Below are 18,404 nucleotides of genomic sequence, written 5' to 3' on the forward strand. Positions count from 1 at the left end.
TCTCGTATCTCGTATCTCGCATCTGCTCTCTAGATCTTTAGAAAACAAAAAAGCCACCAAATTTGCATTTGGTGGCTTTCAAATTTTTGGCTCAGTTAATCGAGATTAACGAGTGCCGTATACCACGATAGTTTTACCGTGTGCAGAAATTAGGTTCTGCTCTTCTAGCATCTTCAAGATACGACCTACTGTCTCACGAGAACAACCAACGATCTGGCCAATCTCTTGACGAGTGATCTTGATTTGCATGCCGTCAGGGTGAGTCATTGCATCTGGCTGTTTCGCTAGGTTAAGTAGCGTTTGAGCGATACGACCTGTTACGTCAAGGAACGCTAAGTCACCAACCTTTTGGCTAGTTACTTGTAGACGGTTTGCCATTTGCGCTGAAAGGCGCATTAGGATATCTGGGTTCACTTGGATAAGTTGACGGAATTTCTTGAAAGAAATTTCAGCTACTTCACAAGGAGATTTTGCACGAACCCATGCAGTACGCTCTTGGTCTTCTTCGAAGAGGCCAAGTTCACCAATGAAGTCACCTTGGTTTAGGTAAGAAAGAATCATTTCCTTACCTTCTTCGTCTTTGATAAGAACTGCCACAGAACCTTTAACGATGTAGTACAAGGTTTCTGCCTTTTCACCAGCATGAATCAAAGTACTTTTTGAAGGGTACTTATGAATATGACAGTGTGAAAGGAACCACTCTAATGTTGGATCGGTTTGGGGTTTACCTAGAACCATAATATCTTACTTCCTCTGCAGGGTATGCTTGCCGCTTTCCGTATTTTAGCTAAGCCTGGATTGACTTGTAGGATAAGAGCACTCGTTGAGCGCTGCAAGCTATCTTGTGTTTCGTTTAAGAATAGTATCCTTTTTCAGGTACTATTTCTTGATTTTAATCGTGACCAAGCTACGATTTTTTACGCAAAATTGTGCACATGATCACGGTATGAAAAGTAATCAACCAGAATGACGTCTTGTTAGCCTATTTTTCCGGTTTCGATGAGCTGTTGTAGGATGGGCCTTACAATGAGCTCCATAGCAAAACTCATCTTGCCGCCTGGCACCACAAGCGTGTTGTGGCGTGACATAAATGAGCCATCTATCATAGCCAGAAGGTAGGGGAAATCGACGTTTTTGATGCCACGCAAACGTATAACCACGAAGCTTTCGTCTAAACTTGGGATCCCTTTAGCGTTGAGAGGGTTTGATGTGTCTACCGTTGGAACACGCTGAAAGTTGATGTGAGTACGCGAAAACTGAGGAGTAATGTAGTTAAGGTAATCATCCATCGAGCGAACAATCGAGTCCATTACTGCTTCACGAGAATGACCACGATCGCGTGTGTCGCGAACGAATTTCTGGATCCATTCTAAGTTGACGATAGGTACCATGCCGATCAGCAAGTCGACGTGTTGAGAAACATTGATATCGCCATCAACCACACCGCCGTGCAGGCCTTCGTAAAACATCACATCTGAATTTTCTGGGATCTCTTGCCATGGCGTAAAGGTGCCTGGCATTTGATTGTAAGGAACGGCTTCATCGAACGTGTGCAGGTAGCTACGTACCTTGCCTGTACCTTCGTTACCGTATTTACGGAAGAACTCTTCTAGCGCACCAAAGTCGTTGGCTTGTGGACCAAAGTAGCTGATGTGCTTACCTTGCTCGCGCGCTTTACGGATCTCGACATCCATCTCTGGGCGAGTGAAGCGATGGAAACTATCCCCTTCAACCCAAGCGGCCTTCACGTCCATCATATTGAACATTTTACGGAAGGCTTCTGAGGTGGTGGTGGTGCCGGCTCCAGATGAACCCGTCACCGCAATAATTGGATGTTTAGCGGACATGACAACCCTTGTCTTTTGAGTAACTTACTTGTTAGCAATCGTTTACCACTATAACACGGCTCCTTTATGAGCGCAGCTTAGAAGCGTTTTGTGACTTGAATATCAACGGTTTCATGGAGCTCAGAAAACACAATGCTGACTTCTCCTGAAGCTAATTGATGTTTCACTTGATCAATCTTGTTTTGCAGTGAAACCTCTACGTCGCCGTAGTCTGTGCCTTCACGCAGCACGAACTCTTTGATGAGGTTTTCCAGTGTCTCTGGCGCAATGTCTTGCCATGGGATGATCATAAATACTTCTCTCTTTTATGTTCATAAATAGGTTTATTGATGTAGAAATGCGTGTGCTTAGTATTGTTTTACTTCTATTTACTAAGGCTCGGTCATTATGCCGAATCTTGGATACTTTCATAGTAGGCAGGCAAGGCTTCTTCTAACCAAAACCTTGGCTTGAGTGTACTGCCAGTAATAAACCCAACATGGCCGCCTTTTTGAAACAGTCGATAATCGATGTTATCGGGCAGAACAAATTTTGGGATCACATCATCGGTCATGAAAGGGTCGTCTTTGGCATGAATGATCTGAGTCGGTAGTTTGATCTTATTGAGCTTAGGCAGAGCAGAACATTGCGCATAATAATCTTGGGCATTTTTGAAGCCGTGCAGAGGCGCAGTGATTCGCTCATCAAACTCATACAGTTTGGTGATGTTCTTGATGGCTTCAGCGGTGATGCCAAGTTTTTCCTGCAGCAGGTTAACCTTTTTTAGCGCATTCGATTTTAGAGAGTTGAGCAGGTACTTCTTATAGAGCTTGGAGAAACCACGCTCAATACGACTAGAGCAACACGCTAAGTCAAAAGGAGCAGATACGATGGTCGCCGCCGACAGCAATGGGTCGTCTGCGTACTCAGCCAAATAGTTCGCCAGCATGTTTCCACCTAAAGATATGCCAACCGCAACCTTAGGGTTATTCGGAAACTGGGCGTGCAGGTGTCTTAGAAAAAAGCGCGCATCTTCGACTTCACCTGAATGGTAAGCGCGAGCCAGGCGATTGGGTTTTCCGCTGCAGCCTCTGAAGTGCATCATCACGGACAACCAACCATCTTTAGCAAACGCATTCATTAATCCATTGGCATAAGGGCTCTCAAAGCTACCTTCTAAACCGTGGAATAGAACGAATATCGGCTTGCTACTGCGATCATTTTTATTTGAGGTGTCACCGTCTGGTGATTCGCTCCAAGCAAGATCAAGAAAGTCACCATCGGGTGTTTCTAAGGTTTGCCAGTGAGGATGAAACAGCGCCTGCTTTCGAATAAACCGTGGCACTAAGGTTTGTAAGTGCGGATTAGAGAGACCAGCAGCTGCGGTAAATATTGTCATAAAAACGATCCATGCTTCTTTATACGGGTTTTGATAACGTGTTGAGTTTGTAACGAAACGCCCACGTTTTTATTTGAGCTTGGTTGATTCTCGGCATAAGCGCAAGGCTTCACTTATACGAGATACAAAAACAGGCTATGGGTAACCGTTTGAATAATATCAAGGTTAAGCTTGGATCTTGATTGAATAAAAGGGAAAGAGAATGAGCTAGGGCTGTGGTGCTGGTTCAGAAAAAGCGTCGTAGAGGTTTTCAGCCCCTAATAAACGACAGTACTGAAAAGTGAGCGGTGATTGCTGGTTAGCGTACAGCTGTAGGGAGTTTATACAGTCGACCAGATCGGACTGTTGTTGCTTTTCAAGCTGTAACTCAAACTTTAGCGCTTCACGGTATAGAGAGTCGACAACGTGTGCTTTGAGATGTTTACGTAGCTCTCGATAGCTATGAAGCAGGGTTTCAGAGCGGCTCAAGCACTGTTGAACCTTGTGCCACTCCTCTTCAGCAAAAGACAATTGCTGCTCATCAAGCCATTTGAGAAGCAGCAGTAGATTGACGTTGCCGTGGAACTGGTTTTGCAAAGCTAGGCACGCATCCTTTACACCGCGCACACTGTAATACTGAAGGCTAAATTGCCATAGTCGTTCCAGTGTTAGTGATATTGGGGCGTGCTCTGGACTCATAAGCTATCCATATCCTGTTCCATCTGCTCAAGCTCTTCTTGAGTGGACATCCAATCCATTTCAACTTCTTCTAGCTGTGACTTACTGCTCGCTTGGAGAGCGAGTACTTTATTCAGTTTAGCCTTATTTTCAGCTTCATACAGTGAAGTGTCGGATAATTCTTGTTCGGCTTCTTCAAGAGCCTGCGTTAACTTATCCATCTGCTTTTCAAATTGAGTGAGCTTTTTACGAAGTGGTGCCGTCAGTTTACGGAACTCGGCTTCTTTTCGTTTCTGCTCTTTTTTCGCTGCTGCACTGTTGGCGCCGTCTTTTGCTGGTGCCAATGCTTGTGCTTCTTTGCGCTCAACTTTCTGCTGTTCGGTTAGCCACTTGTAGTAATCGCTTAAGTCACCATCAAACGGTGCTACTTGGCGGTCGTGTACAAGGTATAAATCATCGGTAGTCGCACGCAGTAGGTAACGGTCGTGCGATACGATAACCATTGCGCCTTCAAATGTCTGCAGGGCAAAAGTCAGCGCTTGACGCATGTCGAGATCCAAGTGGTTGGTTGGTTCATCGAGTAGCAACAGGTTTGGTTTTTGCCATACCAGTAGCGCTAATACTAAACGCGCTTTTTCACCACCTGAGAAGGGTGCTACTTTATCAAGTGCTTTTTCACCTTGGAAACCGAAGCTACCTAGGTAATCACGCAATTGTTGCTCGGTGTGTTTAGGGGCAATCTGCATCATGTGCTGCAGCGGTGTTTCTTCTGGGTGCAACGTTTCTAACTGGTGCTGTGCAAAGTAACCAATCTTAACGCCTTGCGAATAACTCAGTTCACCGCCTTGCTGTTTCAGTTCGCCAGAAAGCAGTTTAATCAGTGTTGATTTACCAGCGCCATTTCGGCCAAGCAAACCAATACGACTGCCCGGTACTAGGTTCAAGCGAATCTTTTCTAGAATCAGATTGTCATCATAGCCCGCTGATACTTCATCCATCATCATGATTGGGTTTGGTAGTGCGTCTGGTTCTCTAAATTCAAAGCTGAATGGGTTATCAAACTGAGCAGGCAGCACTTGTTCCATTTTCTCTAGCGCTTTAATACGGCTTTGCGCTTGGCGAGCCTTTGAAGCTTTGTAACGGAAACGGTCAATGTAGCTCTGCATGTGAGACATCTGTTTCTGCTGCTTTTGGTACATCGCTTGTTGCAGAATCAGTTTTTGCGCTCGTTGGGTTTCGAACGATGAGTAGTTACCCGTGTACTCATTGAGCTGTTGGTTTTCAACGTGCACGATGCGGTTGACGATAGGGTCTAAGAAGTCTCTATCGTGCGAGATAAGCACTAGCGTGCCAGGGTAGCTTTGCAACCAACGCTCGAGCCACATTACTGCGTCTAAATCCAAGTGGTTGGTAGGCTCATCGAGTAGCAGTAGGTCACTGCGACACAGTAGGGCTTGCGCTAGGTTCAAACGCATACGCCAACCACCTGAGAATTGAGTCAGGTTCCATGTCATTTGTTCTTGGCTAAAGCCTAGGCCATCCAGTAACTCGGCAGCACGTGCCTTTATGCTGTAACCACCAATGGTTTCAATCTTGCCGTGGATCTCTGCTACCAATGTGCCATTGTCGGCTTGTTCAGCTTTCTCTAGTTGATCTTCAAGGCCGCGGTATTCACGGTCACCATCAATCACGTATTCAATTGCTGTTCTTTCTAATGCAGGGGTTTCTTGAGCAACCCAAGCCATTTCCCAATGGGCAGGTTTGCTGAATGAGCCCGCATCAATAGACAGTTCGTCCTTAATTAAGGCGAATAGCGTAGATTTACCACAGCCGTTTTTACCAACCAAACCGATCTTGTCGCCAGGGTGAAAAGTCGCAGATGCTTGGTCGAGGAGTGGCTTACCGCCGCGTAGCAATTGAATATCAGAGAAAGTAATCATAATTGAAATAGCATAGAAATTAGAGGTGAACAGACGCCTGCATAGTAGGCTGAAACCAGATAAAAGTCGATCACAATGCAATTTGCGTTATGATGCCAATAACATATTAATAACTTTTGCTTAAATTCTTGTGGCCTTGCCACCGTTTAGCCCTCAAAGGAATGTTTCAAAGGAATGAGTAATACTCCCTCGACAGACAAAGTCGTGCCAAAGGTGTTGATCATCTACGCGCACCCAGAGCCGCAAACCTCTATTGCTAACCAGATGATGGTTAAGAAGGTAGAGTCGCTCGGTCATGTCAAAGTTCATGATCTCTACGCCATCTACCCTGACTTCTTTATTGATGTGCCTTATGAGCATGAATTGCTCCTTCAGTACGATGTGATCGTGTTTCAGCATCCTCTGTTCATGTATTCCTGTCCTTCATTGTTAAAAGAGTGGTTTGATCGCGTGTTAGGCAAGGGCTTTGCTTTTGGTGAGCAAAGTGCGCTTAAAGACAAACACTGGCGCAGTGTGATTACTACCGGTGGTAAAGAAGAGGCGTTTGGTGCCGCAGGTTATAATAAATATCCATTACAAGAGATCTTGCAACCATTCGAGCTCACCGCTGCTTTGTGTCAAATGAACTGGATATCCCCTTTGGTTTTACACTGGGCACGAAATGTCACCGATATGACGCGTTACCAACACGCCGAAGCGTATCGAAATTGGTTGCGAGACCCGCTACAAGATATAGGAGCAGATGATGGCTCTGACTAATGATTTTCTACAAAGTAGCGTTATATTTTTAGCGGCTGCTGTGGTTGCGGTTCCTATCGCACAGCGCGCCGGTTTGGGTTCAGTACTCGGTTACCTATTAGCAGGTGTGGCAATTGGCCCATGGGGGCTGGGCTTAATCAGTGATGTAGAGGCGATTCTGCACTTCTCCGAATTCGGGGTGGTACTGCTGCTCTTCCTGATTGGTTTAGAGCTTAACCCGAAAAAACTGTGGCAGATGCGAGCCCCCATTCTCGGGTTGGGCGGCGCGCAAGTGCTGATCACCACTCTAATTATTACCGCCATCGCCTGTCTATTTGGATTAACCTGGCAAACCAGTCTCGTGATAGGTATGGGTTTGGCGCTGTCTTCGACTGCGATTGCCTTGCGTGTTATTGAAGAGCGAGAGCTCGGCGGCAAAGAAGCAGGGCAGTCGGGCTTTGCAGTACTGCTTTTCCAAGATATCGCTGTTATTCCAATGCTAGCAATGTTGCCTCTACTTGCGGGTAATACCGGCGGTAGCTGGGCTGACATGCTGTGGATGCTGGGTGGCGTGATTGGCCTACTGGTCGGTGGCCACTTCTTGTTGAGACCACTTTTCCGATACGTAGTGATGAGTGGTGTGCGTGAGTTATTCACCGTCGCGGCGCTGTTACTTGTGATTGGTATTGCTGTGATCATGCAACGGATTGGCTTGTCGATGGCATTAGGTACCTTCCTAGCGGGCGTACTTCTGGCTGAAAGTGAATATCGACACGAGCTTGAGATCGCGATTGATCCATTCAAAGGTTTACTGCTTGGTCTGTTCTTTATCTCTGTGGGTATGGCGGTAAACCTAGGTCTACTGGCAGAAAGCCCATTCGCAATACTTATTGCAGTGTCGTCGCTAGTCGTATTGAAAGGTTTGGTGCTGTATGCGCTGGCTCGTATCTTCGGCACTCAAGCTAAAGCACGCAGCCGAATGGCGATGATCCTTAGCCAAGGTGGTGAGTTCGCTTTCGTTATTTTTACTGCGGCGAGTGCTCAAGGCATCTTAAGTGGCGAACAAGTGTCGTTCTTACTGGTGGTTGTGAGCCTTTCTATGGTGACCACGCCATTGATGCTTAAACTGCAAGACCGATTCTTTGCACGTCAGCTTAATCAAATCAGTGAAAGTGCGATGTCTTCGGATGTGGTTGATCGCAGCCCTCGAGTGATTATTGCGGGCTTTGGTCGTTTTGGTCAGATCATTGGTCGTCTGATGTATGCCAACAAGATTCGTATCACTGTCCTTGAAAGTGATGCCAGCCAAATACACATCCTTAGAAAGTTCGGCTACAAGGTGTTTTACGGAGACTCGACTCACCTAGAGCTATTACGCGCAGCCGGTGCTGATAAAGCAGAGGCGATTGTGTTGTGTACTGACTCCCCAGATGAAATCATGAAAACCGTCGATTTATGTAAGCAGCACTTCCCACGCTTAAAGATCTTGGCGCGTGCACGAAGCCGTGTTGAAGCGTATCAACTACTTAACCACGGTGTGAGTAACTATTCGCGTGAAACCTTCCTTGGAGCATTGGATTTAGGTCGTCAAACATTGACTGAACTTGGCATGCATCCATATAAAGCGAAGCGAGCAGAAGCACACTTTAGAAAGTTGGATAATGGTATGCTGAAAGAGTTGCTGCCTCAGCATAACGAAGATGCCGAGTTAGCCCAAAGAGCGAAAGAGGCTCGTAAAGAACTTGAAGAGATCTTTGGACACGAGATGGAAAACGATCACCAATCTCGAAACTATTGGCAGTAGCTTGAAGTGATAGCTCATGCTTGAGCTTAGAAATAGAGCTTGGGCATAGAAATAACAGACTATAGAACTAACCTAATAATAAACGCGGTCTCTGCTTAACTTATCAATAAAGTGAGTGGGAAGAACCGCGAATCCAGAGTAGTAAAGGATATGAACGTGAAACAGAAAAAACGCTTTATCGCAGGGGCAAGCTGCCCAAGTTGCAGTACTCAAGACACACTCCGTTGGTGGATTGAAAATAATATCGAGCTGGTGGAATGTGTCGATTGTGACTTCACAGAACAGCGTAAACCGAAAACTGTAGAGAAATCTGAACACGCGAATCAAGAAATGATCGGTATTTTTAAGCCAGAATGATTGAGTTTCGTTAATTGATCCCCATAATATCCCGGTACAGAATTTTTCCTAAGCTCAACTGTTCGAGCTTAGTCCAAACCTCCTTGGAGCTCTCATGAAAATTGAAAAGAACGTAGTAGTTAGTGTTGCATATCAAGTGAAACTTGAAGATGGCGTAGTAGTTGACCAATCAACTGCAGAAGCTCCACTAGATTACCTTCACGGTCACAACAACCTAATTACAGGTCTTGAAAAAGAGCTTGAAGGCAAAGTAGCTGGCGACAAGTTCTCTGCAACTGTTACTCCAGAAGACGCATACGGCGAACACAACGACGCACTAGTTCAACGTGTTCCTGCTGACGTATTCCAAGGTGTTGAGCAAATCGAAGTTGGCATGCGTTTCCTAGCGGATACTGACCAAGGTCCAATCCCAGTTGAAGTTACTGAAGTAGATGGCGACGAAGTTGTTGTTGATGGTAACCACATGCTAGCTGGCCAAACTCTAACGTTTGACGTTGAAGTTGTAGCGGTTCGTGAAGCGACTGAAGAAGAAGTTCAACACGGTCACGTACACCAAGAAGGCGGCTGTGGCGGTCACGACCACGATCATGACCACGAAGGCGGTTGCTGTGGTGGCGAAGGCCATGACCACGGTGAAGAGAAAAAAGACGGCTGCTGCGGCGGCGGTAGCTGTGGTTCTCACTAATACCGAATTAACGGTTTAGTTTAAGAATCTTGAAAGCCTCCCTTGTGGAGGCTTTTTGCGTTTAGGAGTCTCGCTTTTTGACCTCGCTTTTCTCTACCAAACTAAGTGTCCGCAAATCTAAGCATTCGTAAAAGTTTGGTTTTCGTTATCAGACATCGAACCATGGATGTGGTATTGATAGCACAACATTATAAGACGACGTCAGTGGAGAGTTTGTATGTCACAGCCTTTTTCAATTGCCATTCATGGTGGTGCAGGAACCATCTTGCGCGAGCAAATGAGCTATGAATTAAAAGCGGGTATTACCGAGGCTTTGGAAAAATCGGTTTTGGCTGGTTATCAAATATTGCAATCGGGTGGTGATGCTCTGGATGCGGTAGTGGCATCGGTTAAGGTGATGGAAGACAGCCCGCACTTTAATGCCGGTAGGGGCTCTGTTTTAACGCATGATGAATTTGTTGAGATGGATGCTTCTGTGATGCACGGCCGCGAAATGGATGCGGGTGCTATTGCAGGCGTTCGCCATATCAAAAATCCAATTGAACTTGCGCGTGATGTGATGCTGAAAAGCGACCATGTGTTGCTGATTGGTGAAGGTGCCGAGAAGTTTGCGTTTGAGCATGACTACACCTTTACCGAGCAAGACTACTTCTTTACTGAGCGTCGCTATGACCAACTTCAGTCGATGAAAGAGAAAGGCATCTTTGCTCTGTCTGAAGCGAAATATGATCAGCAGCAAGCTGAGAAATACCCCGACGACAAAAAGTACGGCACGGTCGGTGCAGTAGCATTAGATCAAGCGGGTAACTTAGCAGCAGCAACCAGTACCGGTGGCGTGACCAATAAGAAATACGGCCGTGTGGGTGATTCTCCGATTATTGGGGCGGCAACCATCGCTGAAAATGGCAACGTTGCCGTCTCAACAACCGGGATGGGGGAGTTCTTCCTACGTAAAATGGTCGCCAGTGATGTCGCAGCACGAATGCGTTATCTGAAAGAAGATGTGCACACCGCTTGTGAAACGATCATTCAAGGTGAATTGAAAACCATGGGTGGAGAAGGTGGCTTGATCGCTATCGATGGCCAAGGCGATATACATTTTGGTATGAACAGCTCAGGAATGTATCGTGCAAGCGTTGATACTCAAGGTCGTGTTGAAGTGAAGATTTATGCCGACGACTAAGTTGGTATCGGCTTAATTGGCTTTAGCTTATTCACTGAGATGAAATAAACAAAAGGGCGACAGATAAGTATCTGTCGCCCTCTTAGTTTTCTATGTCCCGTCCTGAAATGTGTTTACACATTGAGGACGAGAAACTAACGATATGCGTCGTTAGATTTAATTGGTTATTTTGAACCGCACTTAATAGTGTGGAGGTGGCGTCTCTTCTGATGCGTCAGCTAGATTAGAGCCATCCATATTTTTTACTTTGCCAACCACGAACTTCATCTGATCTTGCATTCTCGTGATTAAAATTTGTTGTTGGCTAAGCGCTTCATTGAGTTCTTCAATGGTCTGTTCTTGGAAAGCTAGCTGACACTCTAGGTCATTTACGCGGCTTTCTAGTTGTTCAACTCGCTTTTCTGTCATCGTTCTTAATCCACATTCCAAGCTTGGGCAATGCCCGCAGAGGTGCCCGATATCACACGGTTCTTATCATCAAAGGCTGCATCATACACTACCGCACGAGGAGGGCGAGCATCTTTTAATGGCTCAGCATCGTGGCGAGAAATTCGCTTGCCATCCTGAGTATTCCACACACTCACTTGGCTGGATGGTGTGCCCGTCACCAACATACTGCCGTCATCAGAAAAACGCGCACTCGAGAAAATCAACTGTCGAGACCAGCTTTGCAATTGCGCTTGAGGTTCGCCCGTTTCAAGATCCCAAATCATCGCTTGATTGCCGCCATCAGAGGTAAAAGCCAGCTCGCCATCGCGTTGTAGCGCGACTCGTACTACTCTTTGTTCATGCTCAAAGGTGCGTAATACCAAGCCTGACTCGGTATCCCACAGGTAGGCTTTATAGTCGTTGCCACCTGATAATGCGTAGCGACCATTGGAAGAAAGGGAAACAGAATTAACTTTTTCTCGGTGAGCAAGGAACTCAAGACGGCGTCCGGTGACTAAGTCCACATAGATGGCTTTTCCATTAGAAAGGCCAAGCAATACTTTTTCACCATTGCTAGAGATATCGACATCGCGAATCAAGCCGTCGGAGATAGACCAGAGCCCTTGTGCTTGAGTCCAAGATAAGTCCCAAACGGCGAAGTTCATCTGGCTAGCGGTAATGGCAAAACGGCCATTGTCCGAGATACGGATACGCGATACTTGGTTTTCTAACTGGTCTTGTGGACCAAGCTGAGCCAACTCTTGGTCTTCGGCGAGGTCCCAAAGGAGCAGTTGCTTTTGCTGAGAGTAGAGCAGGGCGAAGCGTCCATCTCTGCTGAGTGCAAAGCTGGTGGCACCATTGGGCTCAATTTCCCAACGCTGCTCATCATCTTGGAAGAAAAAGCAACCATTTAACAAGGTGATGACAATTGTACATAGCAATGAGTGGAAAAATATTCGCATCACATCTAATAATCCGGTTTGTGTCGAAAGACATATGACTAGTATATTGTTATAACTAACGTATTCACACCAATCTAATCATTAGATTTGTGCACAATAACCAATGGCTTGGCCATTAATTGGAGAATTCAATGAAATCAGTTTTAAAAGTATCACTGCTTGCCGCAACGGTTATGCTAGCAGTTGGTTGTCAGAAAGAAGAACCAAAGGCAGAAGCTCCACAGGTAGAAGAAGTTAAAGTTGAAGCAGTAAACTTTAAAACAGAAGATGACAAAGCGGCTTACGCAATCGGTGTATCTTTCGCTAACTACCTAAGCACAAGCATTGATAAGCCAAGCGAGCTAGGTATCAACCTAGACAAAGATATGGTTCTTCAAGGTATCGAAGACGTATTCGCAGAGAAAACAGCACTTAACGAAGAAGAAACTCGCGCAGCTCTTGAAGCTCTAGACAAGCGTGTTGCTGAAACTATGCAAGCACAAGCGGCAGAGAAATCAGCTGAAACTAAGAAAGCAGGTGATGACTTCCGCGCTGAGTTCGCTAAAACTGAAGGCGTTAAGCAAACTGAATCTGGTCTACTTTACCAAGTAATGACTGCTGGTGAAGGCGCTTCTCCAAAAGACACTGATACCGTTCAAGTACACTACAAAGGTACGCTAACAGACGGTACTCAGTTCGACAGCTCTTACGATCGTGGCGAGCCAGCAACATTCCCACTAAACCGCGTAATCCCAGGCTGGACTGAAGGCGTACAACTGATGCAAGTTGGTTCTAAGTACAAGTTCGTTATCCCGCCAGAGCTAGCATACGGTGAGCAAGACACACCGACTATCCCAGCTAACTCAACGCTAGTATTCGAAGTAGAACTACTAAACATCGATAACGCTGAAGCAGCTCCTGCACAGTAATATCGGTTAAAAGCCTCGTACTAAAATACGTTGATTGAATAAAAAGCCTAACTTTGAGTTAGGCTTTTTTATGATTTGAAGATGAGTATTTGATTTTTAAACTTGTTCTAAATCACTAGTTGCAATGTTAGCTAGGTGTGCAATTAAAATTTTCTGATAAACTTACATAAATTTGTTGATTTTTCACACGAAGGTAAGGAATAAGTGACTACTACAGAAACAGTCAATGCAGATGTGTTACTTGAAATGGAATCAGTCCACGTTATGCCATTCAGTGAACACGATAAAATCATTCTAAGATCTTATGAGGCCGTTGTTGACGGTATTGCGAGCCTTATTGGTCCGTTTTGTGAAATCGTTTTGCACTCTTTAGAAGACCTCAATACTTCTGCGATTAAAATTGCCAACGGCGAAAATACAGGTCGTCAGGTTGGCTCGCCGATCACCGATCTTGCATTGAAGATGTTAAAAGATATTGAAGGTTCTAAGCGTAACTTCTCACGTTCATACTTCACTCGCGCTAAAGGCGGAGTGTTGATGAAGTCGATCACGGTTGCTATCCGCAACGGTGAAGACCGAGTGATTGGCCTACTGTGTATTAACGTGAATCTAGACGCGCCATTCTCACAAGTGCTGCAATCGTTCATGCCTACACAAGACGCAGACGAAGCCGCATCATCGGTTAACTTCGCTAGTGACGTTGAAGAACTTGTCGACCAAACGGTTGAACGCACCATTGAAGAAATTAACGCTGACAAATCGGTATCGAACAATACTAAGAACCGTCAGATCGTGATGGAGCTGTACGACAAAGGTATTTTCGATATTAAAGACGCGATCAACCGCGTTGCTGAGCGACTGAACATCTCTAAGCACACCGTGTACCTATACATCCGCCAACGTAAAACAGAGGATGAAGAGGGTTGCTAAGCTATACACTCCTAGTGAATGGGCCAGTCTATGGCTCACAGTCAGCAAGAAGTGCCTACCAGTTTGCCGTGGCTCTGATTAAACAGGGCCACAAACTTCACAGTGTGTTCTTCTATCAAGATGGCGTGAGTAACGGCTCAGACCTTACCGTACCGGCTAACGATGAATTTGATTTAGCTTCTGCTTGGCAAAAGCTGGCTGATGAACACGATGTTAGCCTTGAAACCTGTGTGGCAGCTGCGCTAAGACGCGGAGTGATTAGCTCTGAAGAAGCAGAGCAACATCAACTAAGTGCCTCTAACCTAGCCACTGGATTTACTCAAGCCGGATTAGGGAGCTTATCGGAAGCGCTACTAACGCAAGATAGGGTTGTGCAGTTTTGAGAAAGTTAGCCTTTATATTTAACAGTTTCCCTCATACGACCGCTGCGGGTAGAGAAGGGTTAGACGCCCTGCTTGCTGCATCTGCTTACAGTGAAAATATCGCCGTGTTCTTTGTTGGCGATGGCGTGACACAGCTTCTCAAGGCGCAGCAGCCCGACGAAATACTATCGCGTGACTACATCTCCGCATTCAAACTTATGGACCTGTACGACATCGAACAGGTGTATGTGTGTCAGCGTAGTCTGAGTCAGTTTGGTCTTTCAGCAGACAACCTGCTAATCGATGTGACCACCGTTGAAGCCGACGAGTTAACGCAGAAGTTAGCTCAGTGCCAACAGATCCTGACTTTCTAGGGGACGCTATGCTTCATATCGTAAAATCAGTCGACAAGCTTAAACTTGCATTGACCTATTCTCAGCCACAGGACCAGTTCCTTTTGGTGGAAGATGCAGTGTATGTTTGCCTTCCTAATCATGAGTTATTCACTCAAATCTGCGCAGTAGAGCAGGTGTCGGTGTTAAAACCAGATCTCGATAGCCGAGGTTTACAACTACTTGTCTCAAGTACCATTGATCAAGTTGACTTCGATGGCTTCGTTAAACTGACGGTTTTGAGCGACAAATCAGTGACTTGGTAAGCGTCTTTTATCAGTTTGGTTAAAATTAGACCATCCTGAGCTCTAGACGGCTAAAAAAGATCTGTATATTTCTTGACACACCTCCCACTGCTGAATAGAATTTTGCGTCCCTAATTACGACTTGTGATTAGGGATAGATTTTTCACAAAGCTTACTTTCAAGTAAATTTCAGGAGCTAGTTAATGGCAACTATTAACCAGTTGGTTCGCAAACCTCGTGTAAAGCAAGTTGTTAAAAGCAACGTGCCTGCACTAGAAGCGTGCCCACAAAAACGTGGTGTATGTACTCGTGTTTACACTACTACACCTAAAAAACCTAACTCGGCACTACGTAAAGTATGTCGTGTACGTCTAACTAACGGTTTCGAAGTAACTTCGTACATCGGCGGTGAAGGCCACAACCTACAAGAGCACAGTGTTGTACTAATCCGTGGCGGTCGTGTAAAAGACCTTCCGGGTGTTCGTTACCACACTGTTCGCGGCGCACTTGACTGTGCTGGCGTTAACGACCGTAAACAAGGTCGTTCTAAGTACGGTGTGAAACGTCCTAAGTCTTAATTGATTCTCTTTTTTAAAAAAGAAATCGTTAAGTAAGGCCAAACACTATTTTATTTATTATTCTGAAAAGTTTTGGAAAAAACCTGAAGAAGACAACGGAGAATATCCATGCCACGTCGTCGCGTAATAGGTCAGCGTAAGATCCTTCCAGATCCTAAGTTCAAATCTGAATTGCTGGCAAAATTCGTTAACATCCTTATGGTTGACGGAAAGAAATCTACTGCAGAAAAAATCGTTTACACTGCACTAGATTCAATGGCTGAGAAGTCTGGTAAAGACCACTTAGCTGTATTTGAAGAAGCTCTTGAAAATGTTCGCCCAGCGGTAGAAGTTAAATCTCGCCGTGTAGGTGGTTCAACTTACCAAGTACCTGTAGAAGTTCGTCCGGTTCGCCGTAACGCTCTTGCTATGCGTTGGGTAGTTGAAGCTGCGCGTAAGCGTGGTGAAAAATCTATGGCTCAACGCCTAGCTGCTGAAATGCTAGACGCGTCTGAGAACAAAGGTACTGCGGTTAAGAAACGTGAAGACGTTCACCGCATGGCTGACGCAAACAAAGCGTTCGCACATTACCGTTGGTAATACCTTTTTAGTGCTGCAAGGTTCCTTGCAGCACTTCTTTAGTTCCTATGCTTATGCTAGGAACTATTGCTATTTCTAGGGCAAGCAATTTTTAGCGAAGCATCGCTTTTAACGCCTAATCTAGACATAGCAATAGTCCCTAAGTCTCTAATAAGAGGATTCAACCGTGGCTCGTAAAACTCCTATAGAGCAATACCGTAATATCGGTATCGTTGCTCACGTAGATGCAGGTAAAACAACCACAAGTGAACGTATTCTGTTCTATACCGGTCTTTCTCACAAAATCGGCGAAGTTCACGATGGTGCAGCAACCATGGACTGGATGGAGCAAGAGCAAGAGCGCGGTATTACGATCACTTCAGCAGCAACCACTACGTTTTGGCGTGGTATGGAAGCTCAGTTCTCGGACCACCGTATTAACATCATCGACACTCCTGGACACGTTGACTTCACAATCGAAGTAGAACGTTCTCTGCGTGTGCTTGATGGTGCAGTTGTTGTGTTCTGTGGCTCATCTGGTGTTGAACCTCAGTCAGAGACAGTATGGCGTCAAGCTGATAAGTACCAAGTTCCACGTATGGTTTTCGTTAATAAAATGGACCGTACCGGCGCTGACTTCTTGCGCGTAGTTGAACAGATCAAGGACCGCTTAGGCGCAACTCCTGTTCCAATTCAACTGAACATTGGTGCTGAAGAAAACTTCCAAGGCGTTGTCGATCTTATCAAGATGAAGGCAATTAACTGGAATGAAGCTGACCAAGGCATGACTTTCACGTACGAAGATATTCCTGCAGACATGCAAGAAATGGCTGAAGAATATCGTACAGAACTTGTTGAAGCTGCTGCAGAAGCAAATGAAGAGCTGATGGATAAGTACCTTGAAGAAGGTGAACTAACAGAAGCTGAAATCAAACAAGGTCTTCGTACTCGTACCCTTAATAATGAAATCGTACTTGCTACTTGTGGTAGTGCATTCAAAAACAAAGGTGTACAAGCTGTTCTAGATGCAGTTGTTGATTTCCTTCCTTCTCCAGTCGATGTACCTGCAATTAAAGGTATCGATGAAGATGAGAACGAAGCAGAGCGTCACGCAGACGACAAAGAACCGTTCTCAGCGCTAGCATTTAAGATTGCAACAGACCCATTCGTTGGTACTTTAACTTTCATCCGTGTTTACTCTGGTGTTGTTGAAAGCGGTAAAACAGCTTATAACTCTGTGAAGAAACAACGTGAACGCTTAGGTCGCATTGTTCAAATGCACTCAAACAAGCGAGAAGAAGTAAAAGAAGTACGAGCAGGTGACATCGCAGCCATCATTGGCCTGAAAGATGTGACTACTGGTGAAACCCTTTGTGACCAGAACCATAAGATTGTTCTTGAGCGCATGGAGTTCCCAGACCCAGTTATTCAGATCGTTGTAGAGCCAAGCTCTCAAGCTGATCAAGATAAAATGACTATCGCTCTAGGTAAACTAGCAGCGGAAGACCCATCGTTCCGCGTTGATATGGATGCGGAAACTGGCCAGACTCTGATTTCTGGTATGGGTGAACTACACTTAGATATCATCGTTGACCGTATGAAGCGCGAATTTAGCGTGAACTGCAACGTTGGTAACCCGCAAGTGGCTTACCGTGAGACTATTCGTGGTACAGCGAAAGCGGAAGGTAAATTTATCCGTGAACATGGTGGTAAAGGTCAGTACGGTCACGTATGGCTGAAACTAGAACCATCAGAAGCTGGCGAAGGCTTTGTCTTTGTGGATGAAATTGCCAATGGTATCGTACCGAAAGAGTTTATCGCTTCAGTTGCTAAAGGCGTTGAAGAGCAGATGAACAATGGTGTGCTTGCTGGCTATCCAGTTTTGGATATCAAAGCTACACTGTATGATGGTTCTTACCATGAAACAGATTCAAGTGAGATGGCGTTTACAATCGCTGCCTCTATGGCTTTCAGAACGGGTGCACTTGAAGCGCAACCAGTTCTGCTTGAGCCTATGATGAAAGTTGAAGTAACTACTCCAGAAGACTGGATGGGTGACGTTGTTGGCGATATTAACCGTCGTCGCGGCATCATCGAAGGTATGGACGAGGGGACAGCTGGCCTGAAGATAATTCGTGCACAAGTTCCGTTGTCTGTCATGTTCGGTTACGCAACTGATTTACGTTCTGCGACACAAGGTCGTGCTTCTTACTCTATGGAGTTTAGTGAGTACGCTGAAGTGCCTAACAATGTTGCAAAAGCAATCATTGCAGAGCGTGGTTAAACAAAAGGAAGGCATTTTTTTTCATTTTTTGAAAGAACAATGCGTCCAAATATTGCGCTAACGAGAGTTGGCGCATAAAATAGCAATTTCTGGCGCGTCTCGCTCAATAATGAACGTGGCGAATCATAACTAGGAAGGAACACGATTGTGTCTAAAGAAAAATTTGA

21 protein-coding genes are annotated in these 18,404 nt (G+C 45.4%); 13 read left to right on the plus strand and 8 right to left on the minus strand.

Features of this window, described 5'->3' with window-relative positions:
- Positions 1–105: 105 nt before the first annotated feature.
- The 6 genes from crp to AB4517_RS19675 all read right to left on the minus strand — a co-directional run bounded on the left by crp (position 106) and on the right by AB4517_RS19675 (position 5,822).
- The gene (gene crp / locus AB4517_RS19650; protein ID WP_004729651.1) at positions 106–738 is read right to left on the minus strand and encodes a cAMP-activated global transcriptional regulator CRP; all 633 of its coding nucleotides are present in this window, start codon (positions 736–738) and stop codon (positions 106–108) included.
- Between the two features lie 239 nt (positions 739–977).
- The gene (locus tag AB4517_RS19655; RefSeq protein WP_010435210.1) at positions 978–1,847 is read right to left on the minus strand and encodes a phosphoribulokinase; all 870 of its coding nucleotides are present in this window, start codon (positions 1,845–1,847) and stop codon (positions 978–980) included.
- A gap of 77 nt (positions 1,848–1,924) precedes the next feature.
- Positions 1,925–2,137 carry a YheU family protein gene (locus AB4517_RS19660; protein ID WP_010435208.1) on the minus strand — a complete coding sequence of 71 codons (213 nt, stop codon included), beginning with the start codon at positions 2,135–2,137 and terminating at the stop codon, positions 1,925–1,927.
- A gap of 95 nt (positions 2,138–2,232) precedes the next feature.
- On the minus strand, positions 2,233–3,225 hold the full coding sequence (locus AB4517_RS19665; RefSeq protein ID WP_019825349.1) for a hydrolase: 993 nt from the start codon (positions 3,223–3,225) through the stop codon (positions 2,233–2,235).
- Positions 3,226–3,432: 207 nt separating this feature from the next.
- A complete protein-coding gene (locus tag AB4517_RS19670; protein ID WP_017061113.1) occupies positions 3,433–3,903 on the minus strand; it encodes a TIGR02444 family protein in 471 nt (156 codons plus the stop codon).
- Positions 3,900–5,822: an ABC transporter ATP-binding protein gene (locus tag AB4517_RS19675; RefSeq protein ID WP_017061112.1), complete on the minus strand. Its 1,923-nt coding sequence runs from the start codon at positions 5,820–5,822 to the stop codon at positions 3,900–3,902. Before AB4517_RS19675 ends, AB4517_RS19670 begins: the two co-directional genes overlap by 4 nt.
- Positions 5,823–5,996: 174 nt before the next feature.
- Between AB4517_RS19675 and kefG the strand changes: the two genes are divergently transcribed.
- From kefG to AB4517_RS19700, 5 genes are all read left to right on the plus strand, one after another.
- Entirely contained in the window at positions 5,997–6,581 is a 585-nt protein-coding gene (kefG, locus tag AB4517_RS19680) for a glutathione-regulated potassium-efflux system ancillary protein KefG (RefSeq protein ID WP_372149311.1), read from the plus strand.
- Positions 6,568–8,364, plus strand: a complete 1,797-nt coding sequence (gene kefB / locus AB4517_RS19685) for a glutathione-regulated potassium-efflux system protein KefB (protein WP_017063703.1) — start codon at positions 6,568–6,570, stop codon at positions 8,362–8,364. The genes kefG and kefB overlap by 14 nt, the downstream gene beginning before the upstream one ends.
- A gap of 156 nt (positions 8,365–8,520) precedes the next feature.
- Complete coding sequence (locus AB4517_RS19690; RefSeq protein WP_019825339.1) at positions 8,521–8,721, plus strand: YheV family putative zinc ribbon protein; 201 nt, start codon at positions 8,521–8,523, stop codon at positions 8,719–8,721.
- Between the two features lie 94 nt (positions 8,722–8,815).
- Positions 8,816–9,406, plus strand: coding sequence for a peptidylprolyl isomerase (gene slyD, locus AB4517_RS19695; protein WP_017061108.1), 591 nt, complete (start codon positions 8,816–8,818; stop codon positions 9,404–9,406).
- Positions 9,407–9,623: 217 nt separating this feature from the next.
- Positions 9,624–10,589 carry an isoaspartyl peptidase/L-asparaginase family protein gene (locus tag AB4517_RS19700; protein WP_372149316.1) on the plus strand — a complete coding sequence of 322 codons (966 nt, stop codon included), beginning with the start codon at positions 9,624–9,626 and terminating at the stop codon, positions 10,587–10,589.
- Between the two features lie 180 nt (positions 10,590–10,769).
- On the opposite strand, the gene AB4517_RS19705 is transcribed toward AB4517_RS19700, so the two are convergent.
- Complete coding sequence (locus AB4517_RS19705) at positions 10,770–10,997, minus strand: SlyX family protein (protein WP_372149319.1); 228 nt, start codon at positions 10,995–10,997, stop codon at positions 10,770–10,772.
- A gap of 5 nt (positions 10,998–11,002) precedes the next feature.
- On the minus strand, positions 11,003–11,980 hold the full coding sequence (locus tag AB4517_RS19710) for a WD40 repeat domain-containing protein (RefSeq protein WP_017063707.1): 978 nt from the start codon (positions 11,978–11,980) through the stop codon (positions 11,003–11,005).
- A 131-nt stretch (positions 11,981–12,111) separates the two neighbouring features.
- Here AB4517_RS19710 and fkpA point away from each other — a divergent pair, with 131 nt between their 5' ends.
- The 8 genes from fkpA to fusA all read left to right on the plus strand — a co-directional run bounded on the left by fkpA (position 12,112) and on the right by fusA (position 18,237).
- Positions 12,112–12,888: an FKBP-type peptidyl-prolyl cis-trans isomerase gene (gene fkpA / locus AB4517_RS19715; RefSeq protein WP_102393029.1), complete on the plus strand. Its 777-nt coding sequence runs from the start codon at positions 12,112–12,114 to the stop codon at positions 12,886–12,888.
- A 204-nt stretch (positions 12,889–13,092) separates the two neighbouring features.
- Positions 13,093–13,818: a transcriptional regulator gene (locus AB4517_RS19720; protein ID WP_004729851.1), complete on the plus strand. Its 726-nt coding sequence runs from the start codon at positions 13,093–13,095 to the stop codon at positions 13,816–13,818.
- On the plus strand, positions 13,812–14,201 hold the full coding sequence (gene tusD, locus AB4517_RS19725) for a sulfurtransferase complex subunit TusD (RefSeq protein ID WP_017063709.1): 390 nt from the start codon (positions 13,812–13,814) through the stop codon (positions 14,199–14,201). The genes AB4517_RS19720 and tusD overlap by 7 nt, the downstream gene beginning before the upstream one ends.
- On the plus strand, positions 14,198–14,554 hold the full coding sequence (gene tusC, locus AB4517_RS19730) for a sulfurtransferase complex subunit TusC (RefSeq protein WP_017061103.1): 357 nt from the start codon (positions 14,198–14,200) through the stop codon (positions 14,552–14,554). Before tusD ends, tusC begins: the two co-directional genes overlap by 4 nt.
- 8 nt (positions 14,555–14,562) lie before the next feature.
- Entirely contained in the window at positions 14,563–14,838 is a 276-nt protein-coding gene (gene tusB, locus AB4517_RS19735) for a sulfurtransferase complex subunit TusB (protein WP_371722380.1), read from the plus strand.
- A 182-nt stretch (positions 14,839–15,020) separates the two neighbouring features.
- Positions 15,021–15,395, plus strand: coding sequence for a 30S ribosomal protein S12 (gene rpsL, locus AB4517_RS19740; protein ID WP_004737194.1), 375 nt, complete (start codon positions 15,021–15,023; stop codon positions 15,393–15,395).
- A 108-nt stretch (positions 15,396–15,503) separates the two neighbouring features.
- Positions 15,504–15,974 (plus strand): 30S ribosomal protein S7, encoded by a 471-nt coding sequence (gene rpsG / locus AB4517_RS19745; protein WP_010435163.1) that lies wholly within the window; start codon positions 15,504–15,506, stop codon positions 15,972–15,974.
- A gap of 166 nt (positions 15,975–16,140) precedes the next feature.
- Positions 16,141–18,237 carry an elongation factor G gene (fusA, locus tag AB4517_RS19750; protein ID WP_017061101.1) on the plus strand — a complete coding sequence of 699 codons (2,097 nt, stop codon included), beginning with the start codon at positions 16,141–16,143 and terminating at the stop codon, positions 18,235–18,237.
- Positions 18,238–18,404: the final 167 nt, after the last annotated feature.

Source organism: Vibrio sp. 10N.222.52.C3, assembly GCF_041474195.1.
GTDB classification, from domain to species: Bacteria; Pseudomonadota; Gammaproteobacteria; order Enterobacterales; family Vibrionaceae; genus Vibrio; species Vibrio crassostreae_C.